Raw genomic sequence first — 15,793 nt, forward strand, 5'->3', positions numbered from 1 at the left:
GTGTCGGCAGGCTAGTGGGCCGCGCCGAGTTCGACGAGGAGGACGCCGCCGATGATGAGGGCGATGCCGAGCGCCATGACCCAGGTGAAGGGCTCTTTGAACAGGAACTTGCTGGCCACTGCGGTGAGGGCGACGCCGGAGGCGGCCCAGATGCCGTAGGCAACACCGATGCCGAGCCCGAGGGCAAGGACTTGGGTGAGGAAGAAGAACGCGCCGAGGTAGCCCACGACGACGGCGATGTAGAACAGTTTCCGTCCGCCGGTTGCCAGGCGCAGGGAGAGCGCCGCGCCGACTTCGAGGACGATCGCGAGGATGAGGAAGAGCCAGACCATCAGATGCTCGCCTCCCTCTTGCGCTGCGCCGCTTGCGATCCGAGTTCGACGGTGAGAACACCGCCGATGATCAACGCCAGGCCGAGGATCATCACGCCGGTCAAGGGCTGTCCGAACAGAAGTGCCGCCAGCACCGCCGTCAGGGCGACGCCCATCGCGCCCCAGATCCCGTACGCAACCCCGAGGGCCATCCCCTCGCGTAGAACGAGCGCGAGAAGCGTGAACGCGCCGACGTAGCCGATCGCGACGAGGATGTACCAGGCGGGGTGGTCCTGGCCGGCTTGGAGGGCGAGGGAGCCGGCGACTTCACTGATGATCGCGCCGGCAAGCAGGAGCCATTTCTTCATAGTCAGTCCTTCACGAGGTTGTGGGCGAAGGCGCGGAGCTGCGCCAGGTCGCCGGGGGTAGGAGGGGAGACGTTGGCGGCTTCGGCAAGCCACCCGCCGTCGGCCAGGAGGCGGGCGGCGAGCAACCGGGTGCGTTCGTCCGGGGCGACGTCATCGGGCACGACGAGCCAGGGCGCGAGACGTTCGGCCCAGCGCTGCGTGAGCGAGCGGCGCAGCTTCGGATCACTCATCGCCACCAGGTCGGTTTCATCGAAACCCCCGGACAGTGACCAGTCGACATACGCGCCGATGCGCGCGGCCGGCGCCGCGCCCTCCGGCGACGACCCGAGGCGTGCGACCAGCGCCTCTTCCCAGCGGTCCAAAACGGAGTCCACCAGGGCGAGCATGAGGGCTTCCTTCGTGGGGAAGTGATACATCACCCCCGGCTTGGTCAGCCCCACACTTCGGGCCACGGAATCCAGAGACACCGCCCGCCCCTCGTCGAGCTGAGAGAAGGCGGCCGCCAGGATCGCGGGGCGAGGATCGGTGCGCATGAGTGTAGGTTACCATTCGGAAGGTAACCAGGCCATCCAGCAGATTGCCGGCGCATAGGTTCATCACCGCGAGCCGAGTAGGCCGAAAACGATCGTTTATGGGCCGATGGTCGACGAGGGTCGACGGAGACCGACACGCCGGACCGAAACCCAGGACCGAAACCCATACGGCCCAAAACTACCCCTAGACCGTTTTCGGGAAATCAGCTAGAATGGACTTAGCACCGAGCGAGAGGAGCACCCCGTGGCCACCAAGACAGCAACCACCGCGACGACCGCGGCTGAGCGCGAGCTGCGCGTGGCAGAGGCGATCCACAGCGGCGAGATGGAGGGCCTGCCGGTGACGGCTGCCGGCCGCCAGGACGCCGCCGAGTACGTCGCCGGCCGCATCGACTCTGACGAGCTGGTGGCCCGCGCGCGCGCACGCTATGGCCTCGACTGAGTTCGTCGACCCGTATCTCGATCCCGAGACGGGTCTGCTGAGGAACAAGGTCGGCGCACAGACGAAGGTCGCCCTCGATGAAGCCGAGGGCGACCTTTCGTTTGCCCGTTTGGTGCAGCTCATGGATCACCCGGTGAAGCCGACCGGCGACCTCGACGAGCTGCGCGCGATCCACCGCCATCTGTTCCAGGACGTCTACGACTGGGCGGGGGAGCTGCGCACGGTCGACATTCGCAAGAACGTGGAGGGAGCCCAGTTCTTCCTTCCGGTGTCGATGATCGGTCGCGCCGCCGGCTACGCCGAGGGCGAGCTGCGCGCCGACCACGAGCTGCGCGGCATGAGCCGCGAGCAGTTCATCGACCGCCTGGCGTACCACTACGACCAGCTCAACTACGTGCACCCGTTCCGAGAGGGCAACGGCAGGACGCAACGAGTGTTCTGGAACCGCGTCGCCCGCGACGCCGGCTGGCAGCTCGACTGGCGCGCGGTGCACGGCGCGACCAACGACCAAGCGAGCCGAGCGGCATCCGAGCAGCAAGACTTCGGGCCGCTGCGCGAGATGTTCGATCAGATCGTCAGCAAGGCGACCCCGCAGGGTGAACGAGACGCCGCCTGGCGCGTCGCAGAGCGCGCCCGTCTGTCGTTCCCCACGAGTGCCACCGAGGCCGTGCGCCGACCCCAGAGCGGCCCGTCGAGCGCACCGCAGGCGCGCACCACTATGCACATGCCAGGGCAGAGTCACCGAGGGCCTGGCAATGACGGACCAGGAGCGAGCCGATGAACGATGACTACCGACTGTCACACCGCGCGCCAGGACCCGAGGGGGACGGCACGACGGTTCGACTCGACCAGGTTGGGGGAGAGCACGACGAGGTGTTTCCGGCCGACGTGGGACAGCACCCAGAGCGCTACGGTGCGCTGCACTCGACGACAGTCGACCAGGTGCGTCGGGCATCCGGCCGGCCGGATGCCCGCGTGCGGGTCTGGCGCGCTGTCCCCGAAGGCGTGACCGAGATCAGTCCCGGCGATTGGGTGGCACTGTCCGAGAAGTACGCCCGAGCTGAGAGCCAGATCGAGCACGCCCAGGTCATCACCGCTGAGGCCACCGCATCGGAGCTGTGGTCGGAAGGTCTGCTAGAGGAATGGGGGTACCAGGGCACGGCACCGCTACGCGCCGAGCCAGCGGCCGCCGAGCGGCCGCTGAGCCGTGCCAGCTTTCCTCAGAGCGCGCGAGCGGCGGTCGCTTCAACACGGACCGCCGAGGTCCACACACAGGCCATGACGCGAGCTAACAGGATCGGCCCGGAGGTGGGGCGATGACGAGTGTCGTCGGCTACGCGCGGGTGAGCACGCGCGAGCAGAATCCCGAGGCCCAGGAGGCCGAGCTGCGCGCCGCAGGAGCGACGCGAGTGTTCGTCGATCGTGGCGAGTCGAGCCGCGTCAAGGACCGGCCGCAGTGGATCGCGTGCCTGGACTATCTGCGCGACGGTGACACGCTCTTGGTGCGCCGGCTGGATCGCATCGCCGGCAGCGAGAAGATGGCCATCGAGACGATCAACGACCTGGCCGAGCGTGGTGTGAACATTCGGAGTCTGACCGAGCCGGACATCGACACGACAACGCCGATGGGCCGAGCCCTGTTCGGCATCGTCGCCGTGTTCGCTCAGCTCAGGGTCGACACGATCAGAGAGAACACCAAGCGGGGTCTGGCACACGCTCGCGCCCAGGGGCGCGTCGGCGGACGGCCATCGGTGATGACGCCGAGGCGCGTCGCCGCTGCTGCGCAGATGCGCGGCGAGGGAAAGACCCTCGCGCACATCGCGGCAGTGCTCGGAGTCGGCAAGTCGACGGTGGCTCGCGCGCTGGCCAAGCACGACGAGGAGACGCCGGAGCGGGTCGGAGCTGCGAAGCCCTAACCGTTCTTCCCCCTTCCCCTGATAAATGCCGCCCTGCACAGAACAGACCCCCGTCAAGGGTGCGGCGGAGCCGCATCACGTAGTGACGCGAAGCGCCCTTGACGGGGGTCTGAGCTGTGTGAGAATCACGGCGTCAGGGGGAGGGGGAACTCTGTACCCAACTAGGCCGTGCACGGGCCGCACTAGCGTGACTGCAACGTGTCCCGATGACGTGACGGTGCGGCCGGTGTGCGGGCGGTCACCAGGGGTCCCGCTGTCCACCTGTGGGCGGGTCCGGCCCCGGCGATAGCCGGAGCCGTCCACAGGTGGTCAGGGGGTGACGCTACGCACCTACAGACGGACCCTCGCCACCGTTCACGGTGGCGTCGACTGGACCACTTTCGGAGGGCGCAGACGCCGGCCTGGCCGAGGTCGTCGACAGGGACGACCGACCCGAGGAGCGCCGGCGCGTGCGCTTCTTCTTCTCAGGTTCCGCGTAGCCGATCTTGCGCAGTTCCTCGATCGACCAACCGGCGCTCAGCGCCGCGTTGTACGCCTTTACGTCAGCCCGCTCAGCCTCGCGCACGCGCTCGGTGATCTTGGCCTGTAGCTCGGCCAGCTCGCGCTCGGTGACCTCGCGGACGTCCGCGAGGTTCTGGCGCGCCTCACCGACACCGCGGATGGCGTTGATCCGGTCCTCTTGTGCGCGCTTGGCGCGCTCGATCGCTTCTTCGATGCTCGGTTCTTTGCTCATGTCTCTATCGTACGAATTCACCCGCTTTACGTCGACGTTTGTCGACGTCGAAACAGCATGGCGCGGCGGAGCCGCGACCGCTCCCGTCTACCGACGTGAGTCAACAGCGATAGGAGTCCCGGACGGAGCAAGCTAAACACTTAGCACGGCTAAGTGGCTTGGATCCTCGACTTGGCGTCGCGGATCGGGCACACTAGGAGTGTGGTCCCCGCACGAGGCGGGGTCGCTGCGCTGGGCTGGAAGGGCAGGTGATCTGATGGGCGACGAGGCTCCCAAGGGTCGCCTGTTCGCGCGACGTCGCCGGGCGAACGTCGACGGTGGGCGGCAGCACCGTCACGAGGTGAAGGTGTCGCCCGAGGAGGAGGGCATGCTGCTGCGTCTCGCGGAGGCGCAGCACGTGACCATCCCGCGGCTGCTCGTCGAGTGCGCGCTAGCGTCCGCGACGTCGGAGACTCCCACCGAGCGGCGCAACGCGATGGCCGAGCTGTTCGCGCTGCACCGGCTGCTCGCGGCCATCTCGACCAACGTCAACCAGATGGCTCGTGCGACCAACGCGACCGGTGAGGTGCAGGCGGGGATGAGCGCGACGCTCGACGCCGTGCGCCGCACCGCGCAGCGCATCGACGACGCGATCGACGGGCTGAGCCTGCCATGATGCCGAACGTTGTCCGCGGCGACAGGATGGCCGGACTGCTGACGTACCTGGTGGGACCGGGGCGCGCGAACGAGCACACCGAACCTCACCTCGTTGCCGGTGACGAGGCGATGATGGCGTGGCACGACGACGACGAGCTGGGACGCGATTCGGCGCTGGCGATCGCGCGTCACCTCGACCGCCCGCGCACCGCGTACGACGTGGAGGTCAAGGGCGGCCACGTGTGGCACTGCTCGCTGTCTCTACGAGCCGACGAGGGCGCCCTGACCGATGAGCAGTGGGGAGCGATCGCCCGCGACTTCATCACCGCGATGGAGTTCGACGACAACGAGGGCACGAAGGCTCCGTGCCGGTGGGTTGCCGTGCGCCACGGTGTGTCGACGAACGGCAACGACCACATCCACATCGCCGTGAACCTGGTGCGCGAGGACGGCACCAAGGCGTCGACGCACCACGACTTCCGACGCGCGCAGACTGCCGCCCGTGCACTCGAAGCGAAGTACGGGTTGGAGGAGTTGGAGTCGGTGCGCGCGGAGCGCTCGACGCGCGGCTACAACCCCGCCGAGCGCGAGGCTCAGGCACGTGCCCGCGCGCGTGCCAAGCACGAGCGAAGCCGGTCGAAGCTGGGCGCGGACGCACCGACCTGGGAGGCGTTGGCCGGCGACGACCGGCAGGCACTCATTGCGTCGGAGTTGCGCACCGATCAGCCGCGCTACCTCCTGGCATTGAAGGTGCGTGCGGCCTCGACAGCGAGCGACAGTGAAGCCGAGTTCGTGCGTCGCATGCGGCGGTCTGGGCTGCTGGTCCGACCCCGCTATGCGGACGGCCGAACTGACGTCATTACCGGCTACTCAGTGGCCGAGCGGCCGCAGGCCGGCGAGCGGCCGATCTGGTACGGCGGCGGCCACCTGGGCCGCGACCTCACGCTGCCCAGGCTGCGCGATGGCTGGCCCGACACGGTCACCGGCGCGAGCGAAGCGGCGGACGAATGGAACGCCGCCAAGCGGGGCCGGCGCGTGGTCGCACCCGGACGCGAAGCGAGCGAACCAGACCCGGAGCTGTGGGATAAGCGCAACGCCGAACTGAGCCAGCTCGTGGACCGGCTGCGCTCGATCCCCGTCGACGATCGGGACACCTGGGCGACCGTTGCACGCCAGACGGCGGGAGCCCTCGCCGCGTGGTCCAACGCGACTGAGGAGACGCCGGGAGACCTGGCCGCGGCAGCGGATGCACTGTCGCGCTCGGCACAGACGTACCGGCGCACCGTGAAGCCGCAGAAGGCCGGCACGGTTGCCATCTCTGGCGCCGCGATGCTGCTCGCCAGCGCAGCGCGCGGCGGGCAGGGTGCTGTGGCGCAGGCGGCCATGATCCGGCAGTTGCTCCGTCTGACTCAGGCGGTCTACGACGCCTCCGTGGCGGCCGGTCAGGCACGCCAGGCTCAGCTCCTCGCAGAGGACACACGAGCACGCTTGGTGCGCGTCCGTGACGCGATGCCGAGCCCGGCGCCGGCGACCGCACCGAGCGGCACCGCGACGGCCACGATGACACGACCGGCGGACCTCGATCCCGAGGCCCAGGCCATGCTCGACCGGCTGCAAGCCGGGCAAGCGAAGTCGGCCACGGAAGCAGCGTCGCCCGTGCCGAACAAGATCGAGCCGGCACGGACGCGACAGCACAGCACACCGGGCGCAGCCCGCGGACCGGAACGATAGGAAGGAGGCCGTCATGGCTGAGGAAACCGATGGAATCGAGGAGGCGTTCGAGGGCCAGCTACGGGTCCTCGTGACGGCCGCCGGACAGGTGGGCGAGAGGATCGCCCGCGGCCGCGAGGAGGCCCTACGGCGCGCCCAGGCACAGAGCGAGCAGGAGGCGCGCGAGCTGCAATCACGACTGGCCGCCGAGCAGCGCGCCGCACGCGCCGAGCTGGCCAACGTGCACCGCTCCGACTGGTGGGATCGAGCGACGCCCGAGGTGATCGGACGCACCTACCAGGTCGCTCGCGCGTGGTCCCAGGAGGACCCCGAGGCGGTGCGAGCCGAGCAGCGGATGAACGACGAGCTGCGCACGCGCTACGGCGTCGACGTCAACAGCACGAACGCCGATCCGGCGGCGGTGCGAGCAGCGGTAGAGAGTGCCGAGCAGGAGCGCGCCCAGGCTGATGCCGAGCGCACCCGTGCGGCGTCGGAGAACGCGGAGGCACAGCGTCTCGTGGCTCAGGCCAACCAGGAGGATCAGCGAGCGGCGGAGGCGCGGGCAGCGGCAGAGTACGAGCCCGATCCCGACGAGCGCGCACGCGCGCTGGCCGAGGCCGAGCAGCGCGAGGCCATCGCTGACCGGGCACGAGAGGACGGTCGCACGATGTACGACAGTTCCGAGCGTCGCGAGGGCACAGCGCGGGACCTGGAATCGCGCGGCATCAGCGAGGAGACCGTGGCCACGAGGATGCGAGCGGACGTCAGCCAGGCCAAGCCGGCGACGGAAGCCGTCAAGGCCGATCGCGGCAAGTCCCCGAAGGCGCGCAAGACGCGCGGCTCACGAGGGGCGCAGATTCAGCGCACCGGCCTGAGCCGGTGAGCGCGCCGGCCTCGACCGCAACGAGAGAGGGACCGCACCCACCAGGTGCGGTCCCTCCTTGCGTGTCGTGTGGTCAGTCGTCGGCCGACTCCCGCACGTCCGGGAACAGACCGGCCGGCGGCGGCGTGTAGGGCAGCGGTTGGCCCTTGCTGCATTGGTTCTCCGAGGCGGTGGCGTCGGCGGCCGCGAACGGGCCTTGCGGGTCCATCAGCACCGACATGTGGTGGTCGGCGTGGTCGCGCCACCACACGCTCATGCCGGTGCTCGGGTCCTGGCGCAGATGCTCCCAGGACCGCCACAGCGCCTCGATGCGGATCACCGCCTCGTCGTACTCCCACCAGCGGGCCGCCCACACGCGCGTCTTGCCGTCGATCTTGCGGCGGTAGACGTTGCGCAGGTACTCGCGCAGGAACTCGTCGACGGAGCCGTAGTAGAGCGTGGGCTCGGGGGCCGGCTGATCGTCGGTGGCGTCGCCGTCGACGTCGACGGGCTGCGCCTCGATACCGCCCTCGTCCAGCTCGTCATCTCCCCAGTCGCTCATGATGCTCCCTCCGCTTCTACGGTGGCCTCCACGGTGGCCACCTCCGTCTCGGCTTCTCGGATCGTGCGCTCGGCCTGGGGGTCGTGCGCGGCGATCGACGCCCGCACCTCGTCGGCGTGCGGGCCGGTCATCCAGGGCTGAGTGCGAATGAGCGTCGGGCGAGATCCCGATGCGACCACGACGGCGCGCCCCTTCGGCATGGCCGCGAGGTCCGCGACGTCGAGGATGCGTTCACGGTGGAGCTGCTGCGAGACCGTGCGCTGACCGCGGCCGTAGGACGACGACGTGGCGAGCCGGTCGTAATCCCCGATCGTGCGAGACAGGTCCTCCAAGAACGCGGCCTCGCTGACACCGCCGCCGTAGACCTTCACGTTCGAGGCCGACCAGAGCTTCTTCATGCCGGACTCGCCCCAGACCTCGACGCCCTGGGACCACGACTGCAAGATCGTCATGAGGACGATCCCGCGCGAGCCGTAGTGGCTGTAGAGGTTCGGCAGCTCGCGCCAGCGGCAGACGTTCGCGGCCTCGTCGAGCACACCGACCAGAGGTGTGCTCAGGCGGCCGCCGGCCGAGTGAGCGGCTAGCTCCTCGGCCGCCTCGACGACGGCGACGGTGAGTGCCGTCACGAGAGGGCCGGCCGTTCCCCGACCCTCCTTGGAGAGGCTGTAGAGCGTGCCACCATCGCGCACGAAACCCGCCGGGTCGAAGTGCGGCCGAGTGTCGGCTGCACCGCGTGGGGTGACCCACGCCGCGACCTGGCGATTCGTGAGGCAGGAGGCCATCTGCTGCGCGGTGCCGAACACGCCGCCGCGCTGCTTCTCCGGTGCGTCGACGACGCCGGCCACCTGATCGGCGGTCAGCGTGAAGTCGTGCGCGCGCAGAATGTCGACCGCCGTATCGTCCATCGGGCGCGTCAGCCACGTGTACACGTCAGTGATCGCCCGGTTGTCCAGGGCGGCCGCGAGCAAGAGCCCCGCCAGGAGGTCTTGGCCGGCCGGGTCGAAGTACGCATCGGTCTTGGCCCCAGGGTCGCGGCTGCCGGCGGCGAAGTGCTCGGCCAGCTTGGCCGCCTTCACCTCGTCGGTGACGTAGCTGAGCGGGTTCCACCACCAGCTCGGTTCTTCCAGCGCGATCGCCTGGGGATCGAACACCCAGACCGGGCCGGCCTTGGCCCGCACGTCGCGCGTGGCGTCTACGACGTCGCGCTTGTTCGAGGTCACGAGAACTGCCCCAGGAGCGTCCAGGATCGCCGGGACCGCCCGCGAGGTGGTCTTACCGGTTCGAGGCCCCCAAATGTCGATGTGCATGTCCTCCCAGGAGCCGTAGAGCGGGTGCGCACCGGTCACGGTGCGACCGATCGGCACACCGGGAGAATCGGCCACGCCCAGGCGCTTCGCGGTCGCCTGGGCTGACTTGCGGCTCAGTGCCTCGACGTCGCGGCCGCGGCCCATGTAGGTTGCCGCGCGGTCGACGCGGCTACGGCCCCGGCGGATGCGATGCACCACCAGGGCGAGCAGGACACCGAGGGCCAGGAACACGGCGAGCATGCCGCCGAGCACCCACCAGCCGGCCGCCCCTGGCCAGTCCAGCTTGCCGCCCAGCAGACCGAACAGCAGCGAGAACGGATCGCCCGGCAGCTCCGCTCCCGAGCCGGCGATGCGATGGCCGAGCTGCATCGCCACGTAGACCGAGCCGACGATGACGACGACGGCCAGGATGCCGACCCACAGCAGGATCGCCTCAGCTCCGATCCCGCCCGGATCGCGGCGACGGTTGTTCGGGGTGCTCATGCGTCGACCTCCTGGGCGCTATGGGCCGCACGCCGGCCGACGCGCGACTGCTCATGCCAGAGCCGGTTGGTGTCGTTGATCGACTTCTCGATGCTCGTCAGCTGCACATCGACGGGGATACCCGGACGGCCGCCCACCTTCACGAGGAACTTGCCACGGCCGGGAGGCTCCGCCTCGCGGCCCGTCGACGGGTCCCACGCCGGCGGGTCCTGCCAGCCGATCAGCAGCTCTTGCTCGGCCTCAGAGAACGGCACCGCGGCCGTGAGCTGAGGCATCTCGGCGGCCGGCAGACCGCCGCAGATCACCATTCCCGAGCGCTCGACGAAACCGCGAGCCTTCATGCGGTCCTCCTCCGTCGGAAGCGCCAGCAGGTCGCTCATGGTGTGCGAAATCATCGCCATCCCGACGCCGCGCTGCCGGTTGAGGCGCGTCAGGGCGTCGACACGATCGACCATGCCGCGGCCGGCGCGCAGCGCCCGCCACAGCTCGTCGAGGACGACGAAGTAGTGGCGTCGCGGTTCGAGGCCAGCATCGGCCAGGGCGTTGGCCACGTTCACCGTGCCGAAGCCGGCCGACCAGCACGCCAGCAGCGTCGCGGCCTGTAGGTCCATCTCCGAGTCGTCGATCGCGGAGACGTCATAGACCACGGGGGCGTCGCGTCGCATCGGGTTGGTCGTCTGGCGCGAGAACGTCTCACCGAGGCGGCCGCCGCCAGTGAGGCCGATCAGGGAGGCTTCCAGGCTCTCCGTGATCGCCTTGTAGCGCTCGTCGCTGCCACGGTCCAGGGCCACGGCGCGCACCTCCTCGGGACCCTCCTGGATGACCCTCAGCAGGTCGCCCAGGACCGGAACGCCGTCGTGGTGCTCGTCGAGCCACTTCAAGGAGCGGTCGATGATCGTCTCCTCGCGGTCCGTCGGAGGCGCGGCGCGCAGGATCGTCAGCAGTGCCGAGACCATCGTCTGCCGGCGACCGTGAGCGTCGGCCATGACCTGCATGGCCTCCTTCTCATGGCCGGCAGCGCGGAGCTGGGCGGCCGCTTCCGTGGCCTCGCCGGGGTCGAGCACGTTCAGGTAGCCGCGGCCGCGGCCCAGAGTGATGATCTGACCGCCCATCGCCTCGATCAGGTCGACGTAATCGGGCTTCAAGTCGCCCAGGACCAGCGGCATCACGCCGTAGCCGGCGAGGCCGGTCGCCATCCGGCGAACGATCGTGGACTTGCCGAGGCCGGGCTTCCCGAGGACGAACGTCGACGGGTTGCTAATGAGCTTCGCGCGCTGGAACCAGCTAATCGGATCGCAGCACAGCGTCGCGCCGGTGTGGATATGACGGCCCAGCGGCACGCCGACCATCGGCGTGCCAGTCCCGATCGCATAGGGCCACATGCCGCAGACCTGCACGGTGGTGCCGCGCCACTCGTCGGCCTGTTGCACGTAGACCGACTGGCCGCGGCCGCGGCCGATCCACCCCCGCATCGGTGGGCGGATAGGGCGCAGCTCGCGCTCGGCAGCCTTCTTCTCCTTGCGCTCTTTGCGGCTGATCTTCTGCTTCTTCGCCTTCTTCGCGCTCACAGCTTCTCCCTCAGCTCGGCCGGGACCTGAATGTGCTTGGGCAGCACCAGGCCCAGGGGAAGGGCGGCAGCGAACGCCGAATCCTGCGACCCGTACACGGGCCGCAGCCTCAGTCGCGCTGTCGCTCCCAGGTTGTCGATCGCCGCGCGAGCGTCGGCCTCCTTGTCCAGGTCGGCCACCGTGGCGGTGACCAGCATCCCGAACTGGACCAGGCCGGCCCCGGAGGCTTCCTCGCTGGCGGTGGCCGCCGCGGCGCGCACCGCCAGGCTGTCGCGGGCGGCCGGCTTGCTCGTCGACGTCATGCGGAACTCCGCGGCGCGCAGGTCCGCCTCGACGATCGCGGCCGCCTTGGCCGCGTCGATCGGCCGGTACAGCAGCGTCACGCGCTTGCGCGCTATATCGCGGTGCGGGGCGAGCAGCCGCGCGAGTACGCCCGACTGGACGTTGCCGCGCGGAGCTGACGTCATCGCCCACGTGCAGGAGTACGCCGAATCGTGGCGGTATCCGTCCCAGGACGCTTGCGCGGCCGAGGGGCCGACGTCGGGCCAGCTCAGCTCGGGCGTCTCGCCGGAGGCGTGTGCCTCGTCGATCAGCACCGCGGCGGCCGGATCGTAGGCGATGCGGATCGCCTCGCAGAGTTCCTGGGCGGACAGCGGGTGCGCTGCACCCGCGCCGGTTGCCTGCAAGCCGGCCGTGAGCCCGGGTAGGCGTGCCGCCAGCTCGCGGGCCATCTCCTCGGCCTTGCGCTTCTTACTGCCGGATCGGTGCGAGGCGTTGAAGCTGATCGCCACGTATGCCTTCACCGTCGACGAACCCGACGGATACCGGGTGACAACCTCGCGCAACATCTCCTGAGCGAACTCCGGGGCGTTGTGGTCGGTGTTCATCTCGACCTCGCGGCGCAGCCGCGTGCCCGAGTCAGGCGCGGTCTCGATCGTGACCGACGCGGCCTCGATGCCCGGCTCGTCTCCGAGATTGGCCAGCCAGTGGCCCCAGTCGGCCACCCACACGTCGATCTGTTCCTGATCGACGAGTGCGGCACCGTCGGGCTCGGTGCCGATTACGACGGAGAACGTCGAGGTGGCCGGCGTGTAGAGCAGTGCGAACGGCCGGCCGTAGCTGTCGGTGTGCTCGCTGAGGCGCGTTGGAGCCGCGAGGCCGGGGAGCTGGTAGGTGCCCCACAGTGCGCGGCCGAGCGGGCCGGAACGGTAGACGTTCGTCCCGCGTGAGCGGGCCGACCACCAGGCGATGCGGGCACCGCCGCGGCTCAGCACGTTCTTTCCGTGGGAGTCCTTGGTCAGCACGGCCAGCATGACGCAGCCGAGGACGGCCGTCACGATGACCGCTTCGAGCAGGTCGGCGACCATCACCGTGATAACTATGGCCACCAGGCCCGCCAGCAGCAGGCCGGTACCGACTGAGCCGAGGCCCAAGATTCCGGGCGACGTGGGGCGTCGCCAGTTCCCATAGGTCCGCGGACCCTTGCTTGTCTCAACGGCTGCCATCGGGACCGCCTCCCTCTCCTGTCGATTGCTCACCGAGGTTCTGCGCCGCTCCGGCGGCGGCCTGGCCGGCCTTCTTGCCCGCGTCGAGCGCCGCGCCGGCGGCGATCCCGATCGGACCACCAGCCGCTCCGGCGGCGGCTGCACCACCGCCCGCAGCGGCTCCACCAGCAGCACCACCACCGCCGGCCGATGCCGCGGCCGCGCCCGTGCTGGGTTGCTGCACCCGTCCCGGCACCAGCGCCGTTGCCGGCCCCGGCTCCGCCGCCCGCGCCCCCGCCGGCCTGTTGAGGACCGGCGCTCTGCGCCGCCTGGGGGGCGGAGCTACCGCTACCGCTGCCACCAGACGGACCCTGGGGGCCGCTGGCACCGTCGGACCCCCAGCTGCCGCCGCCACTGCCGGACGCCAGACGTCCGACAGCCGCCGCACCGGTCGGAACCGCTGCCATTGCGCCGACGGCCATTGCTCCGCCGGCTGCACCACCAGCCATTGCACCCACCATCGGCGTCACAAAGCGCATCAGGGCAGGCATAGCGAACAGGGCAATAATCATGAGCATCAGGCCGGTGAGGACCGCCAACAAGCCGCTGCCGTCGTCTGAGAACACGTCCGTGCCGGCGAGCTGGAAGGCCGCCGCGTAGACGATCGCCGCGGCCGGCTTGTAGAGGATGAACGCGATCAGCCAGGCCAGGCACTTCTTGAACCAAGCCTTTCCCATCTCGGTGTTCGTGAACGACGCCGACAGCGGGAGGATGCCCGTCAGAATGACGAGCATGCCGCCGCGGGCGACCATGAGCACGATCTGGAAGATCGTCGCCAGGATCGCAATGAGGCCGAGCACGATAATGAGGATCGCGCCCAGGCCGCCGGCCGGCCCGGAGGTCAGCGCGAGCAGCGCGGTCATGTTCTCGCCGAAGCAGGCGGAGCCCTCGACGTTCACCTGGCAGTCCAGCGACGAGTTGATGACCCACACCGAGAACGAGTCGGCGGCCGTGACCAGCAGGCCGACGATCGTCGTTCCCGCGCCGGCGACCACGACGAGGGTCAGCAAGCTCTTGACGGTCTCACGCCCAGGCTCGGCCCGCTGTTCCCAGGCCATCCGTGCCCCGCCGATCACGACGGAGACGATCGCCGCTGCACCCATGTACCACCACAAGCTCGATTGAAGGAACAGGACCGCCCCCGAGGCGTTGTTCGGCCCCGACGGCATGAGCCCCGACACGATCGCACTGGCAGCGGATATTAGGACCACCGCGCCCAGAACCAGGCCGATCCTGCCGACGGCCGCGATGCCCTCGCCCGCACGCATGCGCGTGGCGATGATCCCGCCCAGAGCAAACAGGCTCAGCACCGCCACCGCGAAGCTGATCCACGTCACGTAGGACAAGACCGTGGTGATGTTGCCCGAGTTCGGCGCGGACGATCCCGCAGAGATAGACGACGACCCGCCCGAACCCGTCAGGTTCGGCGTGCCGAGGTGAACCCAGATCGTGCCGAGCGACGCAACCGCCTTACCGAACGCCTCCATGACGGCGTTGGCCATGTTCTCGATCGCATCACCGACGACAGCTTCGACGCCCTCGCTGACGTGGCACATTGGGTTGAAGAAGCTCCAACCGCTGCATCCGTCAGCCATTACGCCCCCCAGGTGATATATCCGGCCAGGTCCGGGATCGTGGCCACGTCGATCGGTGCGCTGGCATCGGTGACGTTGAGCTTCCAGTCGCCGTCCTCCCACACCAGCGGGTAGACCATCGAGAGATTGAGGGTCTTTCCCGAGGCAGAGCCGCGCACAGCGACGTCGATCCGAGCGGAGTCGCCGTCGTAGGCCAGGACCCGGAAGCCCGCGATTTCCACGCGGGTGCCCGAGCCGGTCGAGGAGCCGGCCCCGGCTGAGAGCACCTGGTCACGGGCGGAGCCCGTCACGAAGTAATCGAGCCACGCTTTCACCGTGGACTCGTCGCTGCCCTGCACGACGGCGTTAGCCGCCGCGAACAGGGCACCTTCGGGCGAGTGCTGGAAGCAGGTCCGCACGCCGTTCTTGGTGTCCGCCGGCCCCGCTTCGCTGGACGTCGGATAAGCCACCGTGCCCTGGTACTCCCACTTGGCGGCGGGTGCTGTCGAGATGGACCCGCTCAGCACCTCCCCACTCAGCCCACAAACACTTGCGCCGCCCGCAGCCGCCGACTCGTCGGCAGTTGGGGCGGCGCTCGATTCTGACGGCGACGGCGAGGACTGGGACTCGGGATCGGATCGGGTGGCGTTGACCACGCCGACGACGACCCCGAGCACGACGACGAGAGCGACCACAACCGCCGCGAGGATGAAGCCTGGGCGGGTAAACGGATTCTTCTGATCGGTGTCTTCAGCCATTGCAGTACCTTTCGGGTCAGCTCACCAGGAAGCCCACGAGCGAGCCGGCCGCGGAGATGACGATGACGCCACCAAGCGCCATCCCGATCTTGCCGACGTGCTCGCCGCCCTCCCCGCGGCGAGACTGAATGGCCATGAGCGCACCAGCGGCGATCAGACCGAGGACGCACACGGCGAGGGCGACCCACTTGGCCCAGCCCATGATCGACGTGAATCCCTCAGTTCCCGGCGGCTGCACCGGGTTCGGGTCCGGCACCTGGAGCGGCAGGAGAGCCACGACGTCCGTCGCGGCCTGGGTCAGGGTCAGAGCGATGCTCATCGTTGTTCCTTTCAGTTGGTGGTGCCGTCGGCACCGGGGCGGATCAGTGCGTGCAGCTCGTCGACAAGTCGGCGGACCTCGCGCGGGGCGTCGGAGAGAGCCGGCGGCTCCCCCAGACGCCACGATTCAATCCACGGGACGGTCCACGTCCGTGGGACTCCCCCGCC

The 15,793-nt window shown here is 69.3% G+C and carries 18 protein-coding genes; 7 read left to right on the plus strand and 11 right to left on the minus strand.

Annotated features, from left to right (window positions below):
• Positions 1-11: 11 nt before the first annotated feature.
• From TA90_RS12700 to TA90_RS12710, 3 genes are read right to left on the minus strand one after another with little or no spacing between them, the layout of a single operon-like run.
• Entirely contained in the window at positions 12-332 is a 321-nt protein-coding gene (locus TA90_RS12700) for a DMT family transporter (protein ID WP_019160223.1), read from the minus strand.
• Positions 332-679 carry a DMT family transporter gene (locus TA90_RS12705; RefSeq protein WP_005053852.1) on the minus strand — a complete coding sequence of 116 codons (348 nt, stop codon included), beginning with the start codon at positions 677-679 and terminating at the stop codon, positions 332-334. The genes TA90_RS12700 and TA90_RS12705 overlap by 1 nt, the downstream gene beginning before the upstream one ends.
• A 2-nt stretch (positions 680-681) precedes the next feature.
• Positions 682-1,212 carry a TetR/AcrR family transcriptional regulator gene (locus tag TA90_RS12710; RefSeq protein WP_019174037.1) on the minus strand — a complete coding sequence of 177 codons (531 nt, stop codon included), beginning with the start codon at positions 1,210-1,212 and terminating at the stop codon, positions 682-684.
• 244 nt (positions 1,213-1,456) lie between these two features.
• Here TA90_RS12710 and TA90_RS12715 point away from each other — a divergent pair, with 244 nt between their 5' ends.
• From TA90_RS12715 to TA90_RS12735, 4 genes are read left to right on the plus strand one after another with little or no spacing between them, the layout of a single operon-like run.
• The gene (locus tag TA90_RS12715) at positions 1,457-1,654 is read left to right on the plus strand and encodes an antitoxin VbhA family protein (protein ID WP_043537041.1); all 198 of its coding nucleotides are present in this window, start codon (positions 1,457-1,459) and stop codon (positions 1,652-1,654) included.
• Positions 1,641-2,435 carry a Fic/DOC family protein gene (locus TA90_RS12720; protein ID WP_043537043.1) on the plus strand — a complete coding sequence of 265 codons (795 nt, stop codon included), beginning with the start codon at positions 1,641-1,643 and terminating at the stop codon, positions 2,433-2,435. Before TA90_RS12715 ends, TA90_RS12720 begins: the two co-directional genes overlap by 14 nt.
• A complete protein-coding gene (locus TA90_RS15335) occupies positions 2,432-2,974 on the plus strand; it encodes a hypothetical protein (RefSeq protein ID WP_197067911.1) in 543 nt (180 codons plus the stop codon). Before TA90_RS12720 ends, TA90_RS15335 begins: the two co-directional genes overlap by 4 nt.
• Positions 2,971-3,570 carry a recombinase family protein gene (locus tag TA90_RS12735; RefSeq protein WP_043537045.1) on the plus strand — a complete coding sequence of 200 codons (600 nt, stop codon included), beginning with the start codon at positions 2,971-2,973 and terminating at the stop codon, positions 3,568-3,570. The genes TA90_RS15335 and TA90_RS12735 overlap by 4 nt, the downstream gene beginning before the upstream one ends.
• A gap of 322 nt (positions 3,571-3,892) precedes the next feature.
• On the opposite strand, the gene TA90_RS12740 is transcribed toward TA90_RS12735, so the two are convergent.
• Positions 3,893-4,303: a hypothetical protein gene (locus tag TA90_RS12740; protein WP_052450879.1), complete on the minus strand. Its 411-nt coding sequence runs from the start codon at positions 4,301-4,303 to the stop codon at positions 3,893-3,895.
• Positions 4,304-4,559: 256 nt separating this feature from the next.
• Here TA90_RS12740 and mobC point away from each other — a divergent pair, with 256 nt between their 5' ends.
• The 3 genes from mobC to TA90_RS12755 are packed head-to-tail and all read left to right on the plus strand — an operon-like array spanning position 4,560 to position 7,532.
• Entirely contained in the window at positions 4,560-4,958 is a 399-nt protein-coding gene (mobC, locus tag TA90_RS12745; RefSeq protein WP_043537047.1) for a MobC domain-containing protein, read from the plus strand.
• The gene (locus tag TA90_RS12750; RefSeq protein ID WP_043537049.1) at positions 4,955-6,670 is read left to right on the plus strand and encodes a relaxase/mobilization nuclease domain-containing protein; all 1,716 of its coding nucleotides are present in this window, start codon (positions 4,955-4,957) and stop codon (positions 6,668-6,670) included. The genes mobC and TA90_RS12750 overlap by 4 nt, the downstream gene beginning before the upstream one ends.
• A gap of 13 nt (positions 6,671-6,683) precedes the next feature.
• Positions 6,684-7,532 carry a hypothetical protein gene (locus TA90_RS12755; protein WP_043537051.1) on the plus strand — a complete coding sequence of 283 codons (849 nt, stop codon included), beginning with the start codon at positions 6,684-6,686 and terminating at the stop codon, positions 7,530-7,532.
• 73 nt (positions 7,533-7,605) lie between these two features.
• Here the strand turns inward: TA90_RS12755 and TA90_RS12760 are convergent, their stop codons facing one another.
• Genes TA90_RS12760 through TA90_RS12790 form a run of 7 tightly spaced genes read right to left on the minus strand, consistent with a single transcriptional unit; the run spans position 7,606 to position 15,626 of the window.
• Complete coding sequence (locus TA90_RS12760) at positions 7,606-8,073, minus strand: DUF4913 domain-containing protein (protein WP_082031699.1); 468 nt, start codon at positions 8,071-8,073, stop codon at positions 7,606-7,608.
• A complete protein-coding gene (locus TA90_RS12765) occupies positions 8,070-9,863 on the minus strand; it encodes a type IV secretory system conjugative DNA transfer family protein (protein WP_043537053.1) in 1,794 nt (597 codons plus the stop codon). The genes TA90_RS12760 and TA90_RS12765 overlap by 4 nt, the downstream gene beginning before the upstream one ends.
• Positions 9,860-11,431, minus strand: coding sequence for a P-loop NTPase family protein (locus TA90_RS12770; protein ID WP_052450880.1), 1,572 nt, complete (start codon positions 11,429-11,431; stop codon positions 9,860-9,862). Before TA90_RS12770 ends, TA90_RS12765 begins: the two co-directional genes overlap by 4 nt.
• Positions 11,428-12,936 (minus strand): SCO6880 family protein, encoded by a 1,509-nt coding sequence (locus TA90_RS12775; RefSeq protein WP_187120146.1) that lies wholly within the window; start codon positions 12,934-12,936, stop codon positions 11,428-11,430. Before TA90_RS12775 ends, TA90_RS12770 begins: the two co-directional genes overlap by 4 nt.
• A 29-nt stretch (positions 12,937-12,965) precedes the next feature.
• Positions 12,966-14,570 carry a TrbL/VirB6 family protein gene (locus tag TA90_RS14380; protein WP_187120147.1) on the minus strand — a complete coding sequence of 535 codons (1,605 nt, stop codon included), beginning with the start codon at positions 14,568-14,570 and terminating at the stop codon, positions 12,966-12,968.
• Positions 14,570-15,307 (minus strand): DUF8175 domain-containg protein, encoded by a 738-nt coding sequence (locus TA90_RS12785; RefSeq protein ID WP_043537055.1) that lies wholly within the window; start codon positions 15,305-15,307, stop codon positions 14,570-14,572. Before TA90_RS12785 ends, TA90_RS14380 begins: the two co-directional genes overlap by 1 nt.
• A 16-nt stretch (positions 15,308-15,323) precedes the next feature.
• The gene (locus tag TA90_RS12790; RefSeq protein ID WP_043537057.1) at positions 15,324-15,626 is read right to left on the minus strand and encodes a hypothetical protein; all 303 of its coding nucleotides are present in this window, start codon (positions 15,624-15,626) and stop codon (positions 15,324-15,326) included.
• Positions 15,627-15,793 lie beyond the last annotated feature (167 nt).

Origin of the sequence: Actinomyces polynesiensis (assembly GCF_000820725.1) — a bacterium.
Taxonomy (GTDB): Bacteria; Actinomycetota; Actinomycetes; order Actinomycetales; family Actinomycetaceae; genus Pauljensenia; species Pauljensenia polynesiensis.